Source organism: Pedococcus soli, from assembly GCF_054782575.1.
Genome location: NZ_BAAGSF010000006.1, coordinates 277649 through 294821, shown reverse-complemented (window position 1 = coordinate 294821; position 17173 = coordinate 277649). Strand labels below are relative to the sequence as shown.

At 72.3% G+C, this 17173-nt stretch carries 17 protein-coding genes; 7 read left to right on the top strand and 10 right to left on the bottom strand.

Features of this window, described 5'->3' with window-relative positions:
• Positions 1-26 precede the first annotated feature (26 nt).
• The 4 genes from ACYVKF_RS16670 (at position 27) to ACYVKF_RS16655 (ending at position 4253) form a co-directional block, all read left to right on the top strand.
• On the top strand, positions 27-1487 hold the full coding sequence (locus ACYVKF_RS16670; protein ID WP_056914431.1) for a KamA family radical SAM protein: 1461 nt from the start codon (positions 27-29) through the stop codon (positions 1485-1487).
• A gap of 181 nt (positions 1488-1668) precedes the next feature.
• Positions 1669-2280, top strand: coding sequence for a biotin transporter BioY (locus ACYVKF_RS16665; protein ID WP_056919011.1), 612 nt, complete (start codon positions 1669-1671; stop codon positions 2278-2280).
• Between the two features lie 44 nt (positions 2281-2324).
• Entirely contained in the window at positions 2325-2816 is a 492-nt protein-coding gene (gene ybaK, locus ACYVKF_RS16660) for a Cys-tRNA(Pro) deacylase (RefSeq protein ID WP_056914429.1), read from the top strand.
• A 213-nt stretch (positions 2817-3029) separates the two neighbouring features.
• Entirely contained in the window at positions 3030-4253 is a 1224-nt protein-coding gene (locus ACYVKF_RS16655) for a glycoside hydrolase family 15 protein (RefSeq protein WP_460967868.1), read from the top strand.
• Here ACYVKF_RS16655 and ACYVKF_RS16650 read toward each other — a convergent pair.
• The gene (locus tag ACYVKF_RS16650; protein WP_460967866.1) at positions 4250-4837 is read right to left on the bottom strand and encodes a helix-turn-helix domain-containing protein; all 588 of its coding nucleotides are present in this window, start codon (positions 4835-4837) and stop codon (positions 4250-4252) included. The genes ACYVKF_RS16655 and ACYVKF_RS16650 overlap by 4 nt on opposite strands.
• A 50-nt stretch (positions 4838-4887) precedes the next feature.
• Between ACYVKF_RS16650 and ACYVKF_RS16645 the strand changes: the two genes are divergently transcribed.
• Together ACYVKF_RS16645 and ACYVKF_RS16640 are read left to right on the top strand one after the other, a co-directional pair.
• The gene (locus tag ACYVKF_RS16645) at positions 4888-5841 is read left to right on the top strand and encodes an NAD(P)/FAD-dependent oxidoreductase (RefSeq protein ID WP_460967864.1); all 954 of its coding nucleotides are present in this window, start codon (positions 4888-4890) and stop codon (positions 5839-5841) included.
• A 51-nt stretch (positions 5842-5892) separates the two neighbouring features.
• Positions 5893-6648, top strand: coding sequence for a phosphotransferase (locus ACYVKF_RS16640; RefSeq protein WP_460967862.1), 756 nt, complete (start codon positions 5893-5895; stop codon positions 6646-6648).
• 21 nt (positions 6649-6669) lie between these two features.
• Here ACYVKF_RS16640 and ACYVKF_RS16635 read toward each other — a convergent pair whose 3' ends face one another.
• Complete coding sequence (locus ACYVKF_RS16635) at positions 6670-7092, bottom strand: Lrp/AsnC family transcriptional regulator (protein WP_056914424.1); 423 nt, start codon at positions 7090-7092, stop codon at positions 6670-6672.
• A gap of 49 nt (positions 7093-7141) precedes the next feature.
• Between ACYVKF_RS16635 and ACYVKF_RS16630 the strand changes: the two genes are divergently transcribed.
• Complete coding sequence (locus ACYVKF_RS16630) at positions 7142-8080, top strand: 5'-3' exonuclease (RefSeq protein WP_460967860.1); 939 nt, start codon at positions 7142-7144, stop codon at positions 8078-8080.
• Positions 8081-8138: 58 nt separating this feature from the next.
• Here ACYVKF_RS16630 and ACYVKF_RS16625 read toward each other — a convergent pair whose 3' ends face one another.
• The 8 genes from ACYVKF_RS16625 to ACYVKF_RS16590 form a co-directional block, all read right to left on the bottom strand.
• A complete protein-coding gene (locus ACYVKF_RS16625) occupies positions 8139-9626 on the bottom strand; it encodes an MFS transporter (RefSeq protein WP_460967858.1) in 1488 nt (495 codons plus the stop codon).
• Between the two features lie 80 nt (positions 9627-9706).
• Positions 9707-12556, bottom strand: a complete 2850-nt coding sequence (locus tag ACYVKF_RS16620) for a DEAD/DEAH box helicase (RefSeq protein ID WP_460967856.1) — start codon at positions 12554-12556, stop codon at positions 9707-9709.
• A gap of 15 nt (positions 12557-12571) precedes the next feature.
• Positions 12572-13483 (bottom strand): diacylglycerol/lipid kinase family protein, encoded by a 912-nt coding sequence (locus ACYVKF_RS16615; protein WP_460967854.1) that lies wholly within the window; start codon positions 13481-13483, stop codon positions 12572-12574.
• Positions 13484-13547: 64 nt separating this feature from the next.
• Positions 13548-14318, bottom strand: coding sequence for a twin-arginine translocase subunit TatC (gene tatC, locus ACYVKF_RS16610; RefSeq protein ID WP_056914420.1), 771 nt, complete (start codon positions 14316-14318; stop codon positions 13548-13550).
• Positions 14319-14389: 71 nt separating this feature from the next.
• The gene (gene tatA, locus ACYVKF_RS16605; protein ID WP_056919002.1) at positions 14390-14713 is read right to left on the bottom strand and encodes a Sec-independent protein translocase subunit TatA; all 324 of its coding nucleotides are present in this window, start codon (positions 14711-14713) and stop codon (positions 14390-14392) included.
• 89 nt (positions 14714-14802) lie between these two features.
• Complete coding sequence (locus tag ACYVKF_RS16600) at positions 14803-15114, bottom strand: hypothetical protein (RefSeq protein WP_056914419.1); 312 nt, start codon at positions 15112-15114, stop codon at positions 14803-14805.
• 10 nt (positions 15115-15124) lie between these two features.
• Complete coding sequence (locus tag ACYVKF_RS16595; RefSeq protein WP_056919001.1) at positions 15125-16114, bottom strand: helix-turn-helix transcriptional regulator; 990 nt, start codon at positions 16112-16114, stop codon at positions 15125-15127.
• Entirely contained in the window at positions 16111-17124 is a 1014-nt protein-coding gene (locus tag ACYVKF_RS16590; RefSeq protein ID WP_460967850.1) for a helix-turn-helix transcriptional regulator, read from the bottom strand. Before ACYVKF_RS16590 ends, ACYVKF_RS16595 begins: the two co-directional genes overlap by 4 nt.
• Positions 17125-17173 lie beyond the last annotated feature (49 nt).

Sequence of the window (17173 nt, the reverse complement as noted above, 5' to 3'; positions counted from 1 at the left end):
GGAACCTGTCCCGTATCCTGCCACGTATGAGCACCTTGATCGAGCAGCCCTACGTCTACCGGCACCGCGAGCTGGTCGAGCCCGACTGGACCCGGTTCCCGGGCTGGAAGGACGTGACCGCCCAGGACTGGGCCAGCGCCCAGTGGCAGCGCGCCCACTGCATCAAGAACCTCCGCCAGCTCCGCGAGCTGATGGGCGACCTGCTCACCGAGGCGTTCTACGCCGACCTCGAGCGCGACCAGGCCGAGCGGGCCACGATGTCGATGCTCGTGCCGCCGCAGATGATGAACACCATGGTCAGCGAGCAGACCTGGGCCGACGGCTCCATGCCGGGCGCCGGGGTCGAGTTCACCCGCGCGTTCTACGCCGACCCGGTGCGCCGATACATGCTCCCTGTGTTCTCCGACCGTCGCACCGACTGGCCGAGCCACCCCCACGCGACCCGCGACAGCCTCCACGAGCACGACATGTGGGCCGTCGAGGGGCTGACCCACCGCTACCCCACCAAGGTCCTGGCCGAGATGCTGCCGACCTGCCCGCAGTACTGCGGCCACTGCACCCGCATGGACCTGGTCGGCAACTCGACCGCGGTCATCGACAAGCTCAAGCTCACCGGCAAGCCGGTCGACCGGTACGCCGCGATGCTGGACTACCTGCAGCGCACCCCGCAGGTGCGCGACGTCGTCGTCTCCGGTGGCGACGTGGCCAACATGCCGTGGAAGAACCTCGAGGGGTTCCTCGACAAGCTGCTCGACGTCGAGAACATCCGCGACATCCGCCTGGCCACCAAGGCGCTCATGGGGCTGCCCCAGCACTGGCTGCAGGACGACGTGGTCGAGGGCGTGGCCCGCGTGTCCGCCAAGGCGCGGTCGCGCGGCGTCTCCCTCGCGATCCACACCCACGTCAACAGCGCCCAGTCCGTGACCCCGCTGGTGGCCGACGCCGCCAAGGCGATGCTCCAGGCCGGCGTGCGCGACGTCCGCAACCAGGGCGTGCTGATGCGTGGTGTCAACGACACCACCGAGCAGCTGCTCGACCTGTGCTTCGCCCTCCAGGACGACGCGATGATCACGCCGTACTACTTCTACATGTGCGACATGATCCCGTTCAGCGAGCACTGGCGCGTCTCGCTCGCCGAGGCCCAGCACCTGCAGCACTCGATGATGGGCTACCTGCCGGGGTTCGCGACGCCGCGCATCGTCTGCGACGTGCCCTACGTCGGCAAGCGCTGGGTCCACCAGGTCGACAGCTACGACACCGAGCGCGGGATGTCGTTCTGGCGCAAGAACTACCGCACCTCGATCGAGGGTGCCGACACCGACGCCCTGTCGCGTGACTACGTCTACTACGACCCGATCCACACCCTGCCCGAGGCCGGCCAGCAGTGGTGGCGCGAGCAGGGCGACCACGAGGCCGCCCACGCCGTGGCGGTCGAGCAGGCTGCCGCGAGCCGCGAGGCCTCCGAGCGCGACATCGCCCTGGTCTGACCGGGGGGTCCCACCGAGTGATGTCCCAGCATCGCCCCCGTGCCGGTCCGGCACGGGGGCGACGTGCTGTCCGGCGCCCGGGTGCCCGACCCCCCTTCTGCCGGAGGGCGACTCGCCGTTGTGACCTGGTCGACGTGAGACGTCGGTATGCCGCGGGGCGCGGCTTCGCTAGGTTGCTCCCGTGACTGCTATCGCCCTCCCCCGCAAGCGCGTCCTCGCCGACTACGTTCCCGCCCTCGCAGGCGTCCCGGCGACCGTCGGCGTCCTCGCCCGCGACCTGGCGCTCGTCGCCGCCGGCGCCGGGTTCATCGGCCTGCTGGCCCAGTGGAGCGTGCCGTTGCCCGGCACGCCCGTGCCCCTCACGCTCGGTACCTTCGCGGTGCTGCTGACCGGTGCCTCCCTCGGTGGAGTGCGCGCGCTGCTCAGCCTCGGCGTGTACCTCGTCGCGGGTGGCCTCGGCGTCAACTGGTTCGCCGGTCACAAGGACGGGTTCGGCGGTGCCACCTTCGGATACGTCGTCGGCTACCTGCTGGCCGCCACCCTCGTCGGCGCCCTCGCGCAGCGTGGTGGCGACCGCACGGTGGCGAAGACCGCCGTGACGATGGTCGCCGGCAACGTGCTCGTCTACGCCGCCGGTGTCCCGTGGCTCATGCACGCCACCGGCATGGACTTCGCCACCGCCCTCGACAAGGGTGTCGTGCCCTTCCTCATCGGTGACGGGATCAAGGTCCTCGCGGCGGCCGGGCTCTTCCCCGCCGTCTGGGCCTTCGTCAAGAGCGTCGAGAAGCGCTGACCCCGGCCCCCACCCGCCCCCGACCACGCGCCATACCTCGCCTCGTGGGCAAGCGTCGTGAGTCCGGTGCGGGCACCCCGGCGACCACCGCGCTGACGCGGCTGGGGGTCGCCTTCGGGGTCCACCCCTACGAGCACGACCCGGCCGCGGCCTCCTACGGACTGGAGGCCGCGGCCGCGCTGTCGGTGCCGCCGGGGCAGGTGTTCAAGACCCTGCTCGTCGAGGGCGAGCGCGGGCTCGCCGTGGGCATCGTCCCCGTCGACCGCAGCCTCGACCTCAAGGCCGTCGCGGCCGCCCTGGGCTGGAAGAAGGCCGCCATGGCCGACCCGACCGCCGCCGAGCGCAGCACGGGGTACGTCGTCGGCGGCATCTCCCCCATCGGTCAGAAGAAGGCGCTGCCGACCGTGCTCGACGAGAGCGCAACGGGGTTCGACGTGGTCTACGTCTCCGGTGGGCACCGTGGGCTCGACCTGTCCCTGGCCCCGGTCGACCTGGTGGCTGCCACCGGTGCCACCGTGGCCCCGATCGCGCGCTGATCGCGTCCGCCGCTCTCGCCGGCCGTGCGAGTCCCCGGTGCAGCTGTCCGGTCCTTCTCGACAGTCCTTCTCGACGGTCCTTCTCGACAGTCCTCGTCCAGGGAGCGGTCGATCCGCGGAAACTTCGCAGACTTCGGCCGATTCCCGGCCAGTGCGAACTAGCGTGACGGGATCGGCCCGCCACCGGGCGGCCGCCGGCGGGAGGGGCACAGGGTGAGGCGACGGCTGGTCCTGCCTGCTGTCCTCGCCGCAGCGGCCCTGGTGGGTGGCGCCGCAGCAGGCCCGAAGGCCATGCCTCCGGAGGAACGGCTCATCAGCGCGCCGGGCTACCGGGCCGCCCCTGCCTATGCCGAGAACGGCCAGGAGAACGCCGACGCCCGCTGGCTGGACGCCGGGACCGTTCCCGGCGCCGGGACGCCCTGGGAGGACATGGCGCACTGGGCGCTCGTGGACATCAGGAGCCACCTCGAGGCCAACGGCACGGTGTCGGCCGGCCCCGGTGGTCCCTGGGGCTACTTCTGGCCACGTGACGGTTCCTTCGCCGCGGTCGCCCTGAGCCGCAGCGGCCACGCGAGCGACGCGGCAGCCGTCCTCGACCGCCTGGCGCGGCTCGAGTTCGACCCGGCCGTCGGATTCCAGGCGCGGTACGCCCTCGACGGCAGTGCGCTGACCGATCGGCCCCGGCAGTCCGACGGCTGTGGCTGGGTCCTGTGGGCGATCGCGCAGGTGCGCCGGGACGCAGGAGGCGGGGTCCCGCCTTCCAGCGACGAGCTGCGCGACCGCTGCGTGCGGACCCTGACCCGGCTCGTCGACGGCGGCGACCGGCTGCCCCCGCCGTCCCCGGACTACTGGGAGGTGCGGGTCACCCGGACCTCGCTGGGCACGGTGGCGCCGATGCTCGCAGGGCTGGCTGCCGCGGGGCGTGACTACGCGGCCACCGGCGACGTCGCCGCTTCGGCGCGCACGCGCACGACAGCGGCCCGCTTGGCCGGCACGGTGGTCCGGGAGATGGGACCGGGGTACCAGCGGTTCGGGGACGCGGGTGGCCTCGACGCCTCGGTCGCCATGCTGCTGCCGCCGTTCACGGCGGAGGGCGACCTCCCCGCACCGGTGGTCAAGGCCGTTCGCGCCGCGGGGGTGAGGTACCAGCGGGAGGCCGCCCAACCGGCCGGCGGTGTCGCGCCGGGTGTCCTGTGGGTGAAGAAGGGCGGGGCGTCCTGGACCCCGCAGACGGCGCTGCTGGCGCTCACCGACGCCGCCTCGGGTCGGGATCGCGCAGCGGACGCCCGGCTCGACTGGCTGTCGGCGCACCGCACGGCCTACGGGTCGATCCCCGAGAAGGTCACGCGCAGTGGCGCGCCGGCAGGACCGGCCCCTCTCGTGTGGACCGCGAGCCTCGTGGTGCTGACCCTCGCCGAGCTCGAGGGCTCCCCCTAGCTCGTCCCGGCCGATCTCGTGCGGGGCTTGGCGCGGACGTGCATGCGCTCGCCCTGCGGGCCGAAGATGCTGAGCATCTCGACGGGCTGGTCGTCGGCGCAGCCGAACCAGTGCGGCACCCGCGTGTCGAACTCGGCGACCTCGCCCGGACCGAGGACGACGTCGTGCTCGCCGAGGACCAGGCGCAGGTGCCCGTCGAGGACGTAGAGCCACTCGTAGCCCTCGTGGGTGCCGGGCTCCGGCACGGACCGGGAGCGAGGACGGATCACGTGCTTGAACGCGCGGACTCCCCCGGGGCGGTTCGTCAGCGGGACGATCGTGCCGCCATAGGCCTCGATGGGCTTGGCGTGGATGCGCGGGTCGCCCGTGGCGGGCGCGTCGACGAGCTCGTCGAGGGTGACGCCGTAGACCCGCGCCAACGGCAGCAGCAGCTCGAGGGTCGCGCGCCGCCCGCCGGACTCGAGGCGTGACAGGGTGCTGACCGACAGGCCGGTCTCCTCGCCCACCTGGGCCAGGGTGAGGTCGCGCGCGGTCCGCAGCCGCCGGAGGCGGGGACCGAGGTCGGCGAGGGAGTCGTTTGCCATGTCGGCAACATACCTTGTCGTTTCGTCTCGTGGGCCAGCACAGTGGCGCCATGGAAATGAACCACGACGTCATCATCGTCGGCGGCGGCCCCGCCGGCCTCGCCGCCGCCACCACGCTGGCCCGGGCCCGCCGGGACGTCCTCGTCCTCGACACGGGCGAGCCACGTAACGCACCCGCCCACGGGGTGCACTCGTTCCTGTCCCGCGACGGTATGGCGCCGCATGAGCTCCTCGCGATCGGCCGTGACGAGCTGGTCGGGTTCGGGGGCCGGTTCCGGCTCGAGGGTGCGGTCGGCGCCAGGGCGGTCGAGGGCGGGTTCGAGGTCACCCTGACCGGTGGGGACGTGCTCGCCGCACGACGTCTCCTCGTCACCACCGGCCTGGTCGACGAGCTCCCCCCGATCGAGGGCCTGAGGGAGCACTGGGGCACCGCCGCGATCCACTGCCCCTACTGCCACGGCTGGGAGGTCCGGGGGAAGGCGCTGGTCGTCCTGGCCACGAACCCCATGTCCGCCCACCACGCCCTGCACTTCAGCCAGTGGTCGGACGACGTCACGCTGGTGCTCGACGGCCAGCCGGCTCCTGACGGAGTCGACGCCGCCAGGCTGGCCGCGGTGGGCGTCCGGGTGGTCGAGGGCGCCGCTCGCCGACTCGTCTCGGACGACGGGCGGCTCACCGGTGTCGAGGTCTCCGGCAGCCAGGGTGCGGTCACGGTCCTGCCGTGCGAGGCCGTGGTCCTCGCGCCGCGCTTCACGGCACGTTCCGCGGTCCTGGAGTCGCTCGGGGTCGAGGCGGCCGACTTCCTCATGGGCGAGACCGTGGTCGGCCGGCACGTGCCGAGCGACCCCATGGGCGGGCAGACCTCCGTGCCCGGCGTCCACGTCGCCGGCAACGTCACCGACCCGATGGCCCAGGTCATCCACGCGGCCGGTGCCGGTGTGCGGGCTGCCGCGATGATGAACATGGGCCTGATCGTCGAGGACGCCGACCGCGCCGTCGGCTGAGGGCGAGGATGCTGCGCTTGTACGCGCAGCGCCCGACCTAGGCTGGGTGGCGTGTCGACGGAGGACGAGGAGCTGCTGGCCGGGGGCAACGCGTCGGGTCGGGTCGTCCGCGTCGCGGGCACGGTCCGCAAGCCGTGGCTGGCGACCAGCGGGCGCACCGTCGAGTACCTCCGGACGCTGCGGGCCGGCGGGGTGGACGTGCCGGAGCCGCTGGGCAGGGACGGCGCCGGACGCCTCGTGCTGGAGTACGTCCCGGGGCAGCTCGCCATGGATCTCGGCCCGCTCCAGCAGGACGTGGTCCGGGCGGTAGGTCGTGTCGTGCGCTCCATCCACGACGCCAGCGAGGGGCTGGCCGTCCCGACCGACTGGCCGGTGCTGCTGCCGGCGGCCGAGCCGGACCTGCTGTGCCACAACGACCTTGCCGCGTGGAACCTGGTCATCGACGGAGACCGCCTGGTCTTCATCGACTGGGACGGAGCCGGGCCCTCGACCCGGCTGTGGGACGTGGCCTACGCCGCCATCTCGTTCGCCCACCTGTTCCCGGACGCCGATGTCGACGTGGCCGCAGACCGGCTGGCGGCGTTCCTCGACGGTTACGGCGCCGACCGCGTGCTCCGCACCGCCCTGCCGTCCACGATGGTGCACCGGGCAGAGGCGATGCACGACTGGCTGCTGCGGGCCCACGGTGAGGGTGAGGAGCCCTGGGCCTCGATGTACGAGGCGGGCCACGGCGAGCACTGGCGTGCCACCACCGACTTCATCGCCGCGCACGAGGCGCGGTGGAGTGAGGCCTGCGACCGCGGCTGAGCGGCCTCGCGATCGGGAGTGCTACTCCCAGGGGGTGGAGAGGACGACCGTGGTCCGGGTGGCGACGTTGGCGGCGGCGCGGACACGGGCCAGCAGCACCTCGAGGTCGCCGGGGGTCTTCACCCGCGCCTTGAGGATGTAGTTCTCCTCCCCCGCGACCGAGTGGCAGGCCTCGAGCTCGCCGATGTCGCGCAGGCGGTCGGGGATGTCGTCGGGCGCTGCCGGGTCGAGCGGGCTGATCGAGATGAACGCCGTGAGCGGCAGGTCGAGCGCGGTGTGGTCGACGATCGCGGTGTACCCCTTGATCACGCCGCGCTCCTCCAGGCGGCGGACACGCTGGTGCACGGCTGAGGTCGACAGGCCCATCGCCTTGCCGAGGTCGGTGTAGCTCATCCGGCCGTCCGAGCGCAGCAGGGCGACGATGCGCCGATCGAGGTCTTCCACGGCAGCAGCCTACTGAGGCGGACCCCTCCGTGGTGGCAGCATGGGCCCCATGACCTCCGCGCCGGCCGCACGCCTCATGCTGCTCGACTCCGCCTCCCTGTACTTCCGAGCGTTCTTCGGGGTGCCGGACCAGCGCAAGGACGACTCCGAGCCGCCGACCAACGCGATCCGCGGGTTCCTCGACATGATCGCCTCGCTCATCGGCACCCACCAGCCGACCCACTTCGTCGCCTGCTGGGACAACGACTGGCGTCCCGCGTTCCGGGTCGACGCCATCCCCACCTACAAGGCGCACCGCCTGGTTGACGGGTCGCTCGCCGAGGAGGAGTCCCCCGAGCTCCTGACGCCGCAGGTCCCCGTGATCCGTGACGCCCTGGAGGCACTGGGATTCCCGCGGTTGGGGGCCGACGGGTTCGAGGCCGACGACGTCATCGGGACGCTCACCGCGCGCCACAAGGGGACGATGGCCATCGACGTCGTCACCGGTGACCGCGACCTGTTCCAGCTCGTCGACGACGCCGCGAACGTCCGCGTCATCTACACCGCGCGCGGCGGCGTCCGCGACCCCGACCTGGTGGACGAGGCGTTCCTGCAGACGAAGTACGCCGTGGCCAACGGACCCGCGTACGCCGACATGGCCGTCCTGCGCGGCGACGCCAGCGACGGGCTGCCCGGGGTCGCCGGGATCGGCGAGAAGACCGCCGCCAAGCTGATCGAGAAGTACGGCACGCTCGTCGCCCTGCGTGAGGCGGTCGACAGCGGCGACCCCGAGATCAAGGGAGCCCAGCGAGCCCGGCTGGAGGCCGGCGCCGCCTACCTCGACGTCGCCCCCAAGGTCGTCCAGGTGGCCCCGGACGCCCCGGTCGACGAGGTCGACATGACGCTGCCGACCGAGGTGGCGGACCCGGTGCTCATGAGTCGCGTGGCGTCGGAGTTCGGCGTGACCAGCTCGTTCAACCGCGTCCTGGCCGCGCTGCGCATCGAGTGAACCGACCGGGGTCCCGGCACCCCGGCGCAGCGTGCGGCCCGGTATGGCGCGCGTCCGGCTACGCGGCCGCCTCGCCGTTCGCTCGGCGCCGCAGCCACACGTCGGCCAGGCTCGCGACCAGGGAGAGCACGACGAGGCCCGTGGCCACCCGGAGGGAGACGGCAGCGCCCGAGGCGCCACCGTCCTTCGCCGCGGCGAAGAAGACCGTCCCGATCAGCGCGATCCCGGCGGCGGTCCCGATCCGCTGACCGGTCTGCAGCACCCCACCGGCGGTTCCGGCCCGCTCGACCGGCACGTCGGCGAGCGTGAGCGTGATGTTCGGGGAGATCACCATCCCGCTGCCCAGACCGGCGAGCAGCAGCGGCAGCGCGGCATACCACCCGGTGCGCGAGCCCTCCACCGTCGACAGGACGACATCGGTCGCAACCAGGCCGACCACGACGAGGACCAGGCCCCAGGTGACCAGCGAACGACCGAACCGCGGCACGAGGCGTCCGCCCACCGCGGACATCACGGCTGACCCTGCGGCGAACGGGGTGACGGCCAGACCGGCGAGCAGCGCGGAGTAGCCCAGGCCCTGCTGGAGGTAGATGGTCAGGACGAAGAAGATGCCGGTGAAGCCGGAGAAGTAGACGGTGGCCACGATCGCACCGGAGGCGTACCCGGGGAGCCGGAAGAGGCGCAGGTCGACCAGGGGTGTGTGGCCGCGCGAGGTGTAGCGGCGCTCCCACAGGACGAACAGCGCCAGCAGCGCCGCGCCGACGGCAGCGATCCACCCGGGCACCGAGGACGACGACGAGCCGCGACCGCTCTCGACGAGAGGCAGGAGCAGGGCGAGGACTCCGGCGCCGAGCAGCACGACGCCCACGGGGTCGAGGTCCTGGCGCCGGCGGGCCCCCTCGTGCGCCTCGGCGGCCGGGATCCAGCGCAGCGCCAGGACGACGGCGGCCACCGCGACGGGCAGGTTGACGAAGAAGATCCACCGCCACCCCGCGTCGGCCCCGAGGAGGCTGAGGATGACCCCACCGGCGATCGGTCCGACGGCGGTGGAGATGCCGATCGTGGCCCCGAGCATCCCGAAGGCGCGGGCCCGCTCCGAACCCCTGAACAGCGTCTGGATGAGCCCGGAGACCTGCGGGTTGAGCAGGCCGCCGCCGATGCCCTGGAGGAGGCGGGCGGCGACGAGGAGCGCACTGCTGGTGGCGAGCCCGCACAGCAGGCTGGCGACGCCGAACACCACCACGCCGGCGACGAACATCCGACGTCGACCGGTCGCGTCGCCCAGCCGCCCGGCGGGGACCAGGACCAGCCCGAACGTCAGGGCGTACCCCGACACCACCCACTGCAGGTCGCTCGACGTCGCCGACAGTCCCTGCTCGATGCTGGGCAGCGCGACGTTGACGATGCTCACGTCGAGCAGGGTCATGAACCCCGCGACGAGGCAGACCGCCAGGGCCTTCCACCGCCGAGGGTCCGGCTGGTCCTGCTGGTCGGGCTGGTGGTCGTCGCCCGTGCCGGGGCGGGAGGTGGTGGCGGGGTGGGTCACCCTGCCATCCTCACCCGGCGGGGCCCACAGTGCCCTGCCGGATCCCACGCAGCGGTATGCCGCCCGGTCCGGGCAGCTGGTCAGTCGAGGCGGTCGGCCGCGACCACCCCGCGCATCACCGCGTCGATCGCCTTGCGGGCGGTGGTGCGCAGCTGCGGCTCCGGCGCGGCATCGGCGATCTGCCCGAGCAGGTCGACCACCTGCTTGCAGCGCCGGACGAAGTCACCGGCTGCCATGTCCTGGCCACGCAGGACGTAGTCGAGCTTCTGGCCGGACGCCCAGCGGTGCATCATCCACGCCATGCCGGCGTCGGGCTCCCCCGTCAGCGGCAGGCCGAGGTCGCGCTCGCGGTCCTCGAGGACCGACCAGAGCCGGTTCATCTCCGTGACCGCCTCGGCGACGTCGTCGCCGGGCATCCGCGGGGACGGGTCCGTCTCGTCGCGCCGGGGCTCGTGGACCAGGACCGACACGATGGCAGCGAGGCCGGCCGGGTCGAGCCGCTGCCAGACGCCCAGGCGCAGGCACTCGGCGGCCAGCAGGTCCTTCTCGGTGTAGAGGCGGCGCAGGTTCTCCCCCTGGGGGGTCACGGTCGTCCCGCCCTCGCCGAGGTACCCCATCTCGGTCAGGAGCTCGCAGATCCGGTCGAACGTGCGGGCCACCGAGTTGGTGCGGCCCTCGACCTTGCGCTGCAGGCCGACGGTCTCGCGCTTGAGCCGCCACCACCGCTCGGCCCAGCGGGCGTGGTCCTCTCGGTCGGGGCACTGGTGGCAGGGGTGGGCGCGCAGCTGGCGGCGCAGCTCGGCGATCTTCTCGTCCTCGCCCGGCTGCGACTCCGCCCGGCGCCTCGGCGGCGGCTCGTGCGGCACGGCGATGCGCAGCGACGTCGCGAGGTCGCGACGGGCCTTGGGGCTCTTGGCGTTGAAGTGTGGCGGCACCTTGACGTGGGCGATCGCCTCCACGGGTTCGGGGACGTCGACGAGGGTGAGCTTGCGCAGCTGCTTGTCCTCGGTCACCACCGTCGGGGCGGGGGCCTCGCCGCGGTAGGACTTCGAGGGCTGCACCACCACGGCCCACCCGGCGTTGCGGCCCGAGGGGACCTTGATGACGTCGCCGATGCGCAACGCCTCCAACGAGACCGCGGCCTCGGCCCGGCGGCCCGCCGAACGCGCCTTGGCACCGTCCTTCTCGAGCCGGGCGATCTCCTGGCGGATCCCGGCGTACTCGTTGAAGTCACCGAGGTGGCACGCCATCCCCTCGGAGTAGCCCTCGAGCCCCTCCTCGTTGCGGCGCACCGCCCGGGCGATCCCGACGACCGCGCGGTCCGCCTGGAACTGCGCGAACGACGTCTCGAGGATCTCGCGCGCCGTCTCGCGCCCCACCTGGGCGACGAGGTTCACCGCCATGTTGTAGGTCGGGCGGAAGCTCGAGCGCAGGGGGTACGTCCGCGTCGAGGCGAGCCCCGCCACGGACAGCGGGTCCAGGCCACGGTTCCACAGGACGAGGGCGTGACCTTCGATGTCGATGCCACGCCTGCCCGCGCGACCGGTGAGCTGGGTGTACTCGGCCGGGGTGATGTCCGCGTGCGTCTCACCGTTGAACTTCACGAGCTTCTCGAGGACCACGGTGCGGGCCGGCATGTTGATGCCGAGCGCCAGGGTCTCGGTTGCGAAGACCGCCCGGATCCGACCGGCCGTGAACAGCTCCTCGACGATCTCGCGGAAGGTCGGCAGCATGCCGGCGTGGTGGGCGGCGAACCCGCGCGACAGGCCCTCTACGAAGTCCCAGTACCCGAGGACCCCCAGGTCCTCCTCCGCCAGGCCCTGGATGCGCTCTTCGACGGTGCGTCGGATGCGGTCCCCCTCCGCCTCGGGGATGAGGTGCACACCGTCGCGCAGCAGCTGCTGGACCGCGCCCTCGCAACCCACCCGGCTGAAGATGAAGGTGATCGCCGGGAGCAGGCCGTCGCGGTCGAGCCGGGCCACGACCTCGGAGCGCGTCGCTCCCCCGCCGGGACGGCCGCCACCGCCCGGGCCGCCACCGGAGCCGCCGCGCGCCATACCCCGTCCGCCGTGACCGCCACCCGGACCGCGGGGAGCCCCCCTGCCGTGGTGCGGGAGGCGACCGCCCCCGCCCCGCCCGGCGGTGCGGCCGGCGTCGTCCCAGCGACCCCGCTGCTCGGTCGTCCGGATCGCCTGCAGCAGCTCGGGGTTCACCCGCGTCGCGTCCGCGCCCGTGGTCGGCGCCGAGAGCTCGTCGACGAACAGGTCGTAAACACCCTGGCCGACCATGACGTGCTGCCACAGGGGCACGGGACGGTGCTCGGAGACGATCACCTCGTGGTTGCCACGGACCTCGGCCAGCCAGTCGCCGAACTCCTCGGCGTTGCTCACGGTCGCCGACAGCGAGACGACCTGCACGTCCTCCGCGAGGTGGATGATGACCTCTTCCCAGACGGCGCCGCGGAAACGGTCGGCGAGGTAGTGCACCTCGTCCATCACCACGAAGCCGAGGCCGCGCAGGGTGGTGGACCCGGCATACATCATGTTGCGCAGGACCTCGGTGGTCATGACCACCACGGGCGCCTCACCGTTGATCGAGGAGTCGCCGGTGAGCAGGCCGACGTTGGCGGCACCGTGGCGACGGACCAGGTCGGCGTACTTCTGGTTGGACAGGGCCTTGATGGGGGTCGTGTAGAACGCCTTGCGCCCCGTGGCCAGCGCCAGGTGCACCGCGAACTCGCCGACGATCGTCTTGCCGGCGCCGGTGGGAGCGGCGACGAGGACACCTCGGCCGGCCTCGACGGCCCGGCACGCCTTCTCCTGGAAGTCGTCGAGGGGGAACTCGAGACCCGCCGTGAACACCGCGAGCTGCGGGTTGCGGGCGGGCGAGCGCGCGGCAGAGGCAGCGAACCGCTCGGCAGGGGTCGACATGGTGCCGAGGCTACGTCAGGCGCCGGGTCGGTGCGGGGAGGGTGCCAGCACCGTGACCGCGCCGGGCACGACCTCGACCGTCAGGGGCAGCGGGGCGAACCGCTCGCCGTCGGCGTAGGCGACGATCCCGGCGGCCTCCAGGGTCACCTGGCGCCCGCGCAGGATCTCGACCGCGGGATGGCCGACGTGCGCGCCCTTGAACACCGTGGGGAACACCTTGAGGAACTCCACGGTGCTGATCTCGTGCAGCACCAGGACGTCGATGAGCCCGTCGTCCATCCGGGCGTCGGGCAGGACCTGCATCCCGCCCCCGTAGCTGGGGCCGTTCCCGACGGCGACGAGCATCGCGCGCGTCTCGTGGCGCACCCCGTCGACCGTCACGGCGTACGGGATCGCCCTGAACAGGGGCAGCTCGCGCAGGATCGCCAGGTTGTAGCGCATCTGCCCCTTGGGCCACGGCCAGGTGTTGGCGCGCTCGTTGACGAGCGAGTCGAACCCGGCCCCCAGGACGCCGCCGAACCACCGCGGTCGCCCGTGCTCGTCCACGTGGCGCACCGCGTCGATGGTGCGGGGCAGCCCGGTGCTCACGAGGTCGGCGGCGCGGACCGGGTCGTGGACGGGCAGGCCGAGGCCGCGCGCGATGTCGTTGCCGGTGCCGGCTGCGATGAGCGCCAGCGGGACCTTCGTCTCGGCAGCGAGGTTGACGCCGAGGTGCGCCATGCCGTCACCGCCGACGACGGCGAGCACGTCGATGCCCTGGGCGATCGCCCCGAGCGCACGGTCCCGCGCGGCGGCATACGACTCGTCCGAGAGGTCGAGCACCTCGTGGCCGGCGGCCCGCATGCGGTGGGCCACCTCGAGGCCCAGGCTCATGCCGCGGTTCTTGCCCGACGTCGGGTTCACGACCAGGCCGATGCGCTTGCTCACGCGCGGAGGCTACCGCTCCACGACGGCGCTGCGGCACCGTCCCGGAAGGTGTCGGGGGACGGCTTCAGAGCGTCGAGGCCTCGTCGTCCGGAACCTCGACCCAGTCGGGCCGTGCCTTGCGCTTGCGCCGCTCGATCAGCTTGCTCACGAGGATCGCGACGAAGTAGAGGACCGTGAGCGGGATGGCCATGAGGAACATCGTGAAGGCGTCCGGTGTGGGCGTCGCGATGGCCGAGAGGACGAAGATGCCGAAGATGGCGGGTCGCCACGCCTTGAGCATCGCCGATGCGGGGAGGATGCCGATCGCATTGAGCGCCACGAGGAACACCGGCAGCAGGAAGGCGGCTCCGAAGACCAGGATGAACCGCGTGACGAAGCTGAAGTACTCGGACACCTGCTGGATGTTCGAGGCGCCGGCGGGGGTGAACCCGTACAGGACCGCCAGCACGGCCGGGAGGACGAAGTAGGCCAAGCCGCAACCAGCAAGGAACAAGGGGAAGATCGCCGCGATGAACGCCAGCGAGATGTTGCGTTCCTTCTTCGTCAGCCCCGGGAGGATGAACGCCCAGACCTGGTAGAGCCACACGGGGCTCGAGGCGATGACGCCGACGAAGATCGAGAGGCTGACCTGCTGGGAGAAGGCCGCCGTGGCGTTCCCGAAGTTGAGGCTGATGACGCTCTGCGGGTTGGCCAGCTTGTAGTCGTTGAAGGGCGCTGCCAGGCGCGCGTAGACCTGCGGGTAGAAGATCCAGCCCAGCACGCCCCCGAGCAGCACGGCGATGGCCGAGATCAGGAACCGCCGACGGAGCTCGCGCAGGTGGTCACCGAGAGTCATGCGGCCTTCGGGACTGCGGGCACGACGAAAGGCCATGATCAGTCGGTCTCGGTGGTTCTACTCGTGTTCGGTCAGAGACCGGTGGCGTTGTCCGTGCGGGGACTGTTGTCCTCGGTGATGGGCGAGGCGGCAGTCGTCGCACCGGGAGCCGCCTGCGTCCTGCCCGGCGCGGTGGCGCCCGGGGCCTGGGGGTCGGCCACGGCCTCACCCTTGACGGTGTCGCTGCTCGCAGCGCTCTTCCCGTCGTTCTTCATCTCGTGCACCTCCGACTTGAAGATGCGCATGGAGCGACCGATGCTGCGAGCGGCGTCGGGGAGCCGCTTGAAGCCGAAGAGCACCACCAGCAGGACCAGCAGGACGATGATGTGCCAGCCTTCGAAGAGTCCGCGACCCATGGAATTCAGTCCTCTCGACCACCCGAACGGGTGATCTGCGATAGTCGGTGTGCCTGGCCGGGAGCGCCCTTCGACTCCCGTACCTGTGGTCAGTCTAGATGCCGTGCCCAAGCCGGACGGCGAGACGCCTGTCGGGCGCGCCGCTGCTGCTTCAACGAAGCACGGGTGACCTCGCGTTCCCGGCGCAGCTGGCGGGGGTCGCCGAAGATGGCGGGTTCGACGGGTGGGGCGGGGTCACCGAGCCGTTCGGTCTGGGCCTGCAGGGCCGACACCGTCTCGGACGCACGCCCGATCTCGGTGTTGAGCTCCTTGACCTGGCCCCAGACGCCCCACGCGCGGCTCGCGAGGTAGCCCACCGCGATCAGCACGAGAAGCACCCAGATCAGGACCCACCACCACATGTGCCCGACCCTACCCGTCCGCGCTGGGCGCGGAGGCGTCGATGCCGTATGCCGCCAGGGCTGCGGCCGCGCCGTCGGTCACCGTGCGGGCCAGCTCGGGGGGTGAGACGACGGTGCCGTGGCCCCCGAGTCGCCAGACGAGCCGGCGCAGCCACAGCGTGTCGGCGGTGCGCAGGGTCACCGTGAGCGACCCGTCCGGTCCCGGTTCGACGGTCTCCACCGGGTAGTAGTCGGCGACCCAGGCCGCACCACGGCCCAGGTGCAGGGTGACGAGGGTGTCGTCGGCGCGCGGGGTGAAGGTGCCGGCGTCGAGGTCGCGCAGCTCGGCCTCGGCCGGCGGCGTGCCGTCGACGTCGAGGACCTCGAGCGACTCGATGCGGTCCATCCGGAACAGCCGGGTGTCCTGCGCCCGGTGGCACCACCCTTCGAGGTACCACTTGGCGTCGATGTTCACCACGCGCATGGGGTCGACGTCGCGCTCGGTGGACTCGTCGCGGCTGGGCACGAGGTAGCGCAGGTGGATCCGCCGGTGGCCCTCCACGGCGCGCCGGGCGTCGGCGAGCAGCCCGGCCTCGACGCCCTCGCTGATGGCGACCTCGACGCGGGAGGCGGCTTCGGCACTGGCGCCGGTGGCCTCCTCGAGCTTGGCCATGGCGCGCTCGATGGCGTCGCGCTCCCCCAGCCCGGGGACGGCGGCGAGGGCGCGCAGCCCGACCATGAGGGTGAGGGCCTCGTCGCGCCCGAGCCGCAGGGGCCGCGCGATGGTGTCGGCGTTGGTGACGAACACCCGGCCGTTCTCCCACTGGGCGTCGATGAGCTCGTCCGGCATCTGGCCGTACCCGCACAGGTAGAGCAGCCGCAGGTCGGCCTCGAGCTGGTCGACGCTGATGCCTAGCTCGGCCGCTGCCTGACCGGTGTCGATGCCCTGGCGGTTGACCAGCCACGGCACCATCGTCAGCAACCGCGTGAGTCGGGCGGTCGCGGTCTCGGGGGTGCTCATGCGGCTCCTCCGTTGGTCGGGGCCGAGGCGACGGCGGCGTGGGCCCGGACGGCCCCGCGCAGGCGCTCGACGACGAGGTCGCGGACCTCGGGGGGCTCGCTCACGACCACGTCCGCGCCATACCCGCTCACCTCGTCGGCGAACGCGTAGGGGTCGGAGAAGGGCACCTCGAGGACGGTCCACTCCCCCTCGGTGCCGACGGCGGTGCCACGGCGGCGCAGCGACTGTCCGCGGCCCTCGCGGACCCGGACGACCGAGGTCCGGGGTTCCTGCTCGCCGACGGTCGAGGCGATCATCTCCTGGGCCCGGTGGTCGGCGGGGACGGTGTACGGCTCCGCCTTGCGCACGACCGAGACGGCACCATCGATGCGCGAGAGGCGGAAGACCCGGGGTGCGCCCCGGTCGAGGTCGAACCCGGTGAGGTACCAGCGGCCGTGCCAGGAGGCCAGACCCCACGGCTGCACGCGCCGGGTGTTGACCTCGCCCTGCCCGCCGGTGCGGTAGCCGAAGGAGATGGTCTGCTGGCCGACGACGGCGTTCTTCACCGGCTCGAAGGCGGGCTCGCTCGTGCCGAGCCGCGGCTCGATGCCGATGAGCGAGTCGCCGTCCCGCTCGATGCCGGCGGCCTTGAGCTTGCGCAGGGCCTGGGCGGCGGGACCGGCCAGCGAGGCGTGCGCCCAGGTGCGGCTGGCCAGGCCGAGGACGGCCAGCTCGTCGGGCTCGAACTCGATGTCGGGCAGCGCGTACTCGCGCTGGTCGATGCGGTACCCCACCTCGTCGTCCCAGACCCCGCCGATCTCGGCCGTGACGAGCGGGATGCCGAGCTCGCGCAGCTCGTCCTTGTCACGCTCGAACATCCGGTCGAAGGCCTCGTCGCTCGCGGCGTCGCCGTACTGCGGCACGATGTCGCGGATCTTGGACTTGGGCAGCGGCCGGCGCGTGTAGAGCAGGCAGAGCACGAGGTTGAGCAGGCGCTCGGTCTTGGCCGCGGGGCCGGTGGGTGAACTCACCCGCCCGACGCTACCGGAGTGCGCGGTACCGCCCGTGACTACTCTGCGT

Excerpts from the sequence above, each read along its gene's own strand:
- ACYVKF_RS16595 (WP_056919001.1), bottom strand. The coding sequence starts at position 16,114 with ATGAGCACCCCCGAGACCGCGACCGCCCGACTCACGCGGTTGCTGACG.
- ACYVKF_RS16620 (WP_460967856.1), bottom strand. The coding sequence starts at position 12,556 with ATGTCGACCCCTGCCGAGCGGTTCGCTGCCTCTGCCGCGCGCTCGCCC.
- ACYVKF_RS16600 (WP_056914419.1), bottom strand. The coding sequence starts at position 15,114 with ATGTGGTGGTGGGTCCTGATCTGGGTGCTTCTCGTGCTGATCGCGGTG.
- tatA (WP_056919002.1), bottom strand. The coding sequence starts at position 14,713 with ATGGGTCGCGGACTCTTCGAAGGCTGGCACATCATCGTCCTGCTGGTC.
- ACYVKF_RS16630 (WP_460967860.1), top strand. The coding sequence starts at position 7,142 with ATGACCTCCGCGCCGGCCGCACGCCTCATGCTGCTCGACTCCGCCTCC.
- ACYVKF_RS16650 (WP_460967866.1), bottom strand. The coding sequence starts at position 4,837 with ATGGCAAACGACTCCCTCGCCGACCTCGGTCCCCGCCTCCGGCGGCTG.
- tatC (WP_056914420.1), bottom strand. The coding sequence starts at position 14,318 with ATGACTCTCGGTGACCACCTGCGCGAGCTCCGTCGGCGGTTCCTGATC.
- ACYVKF_RS16670 (WP_056914431.1), top strand. The coding sequence starts at position 27 with ATGAGCACCTTGATCGAGCAGCCCTACGTCTACCGGCACCGCGAGCTG.
- ACYVKF_RS16645 (WP_460967864.1), top strand. The coding sequence starts at position 4,888 with ATGGAAATGAACCACGACGTCATCATCGTCGGCGGCGGCCCCGCCGGC.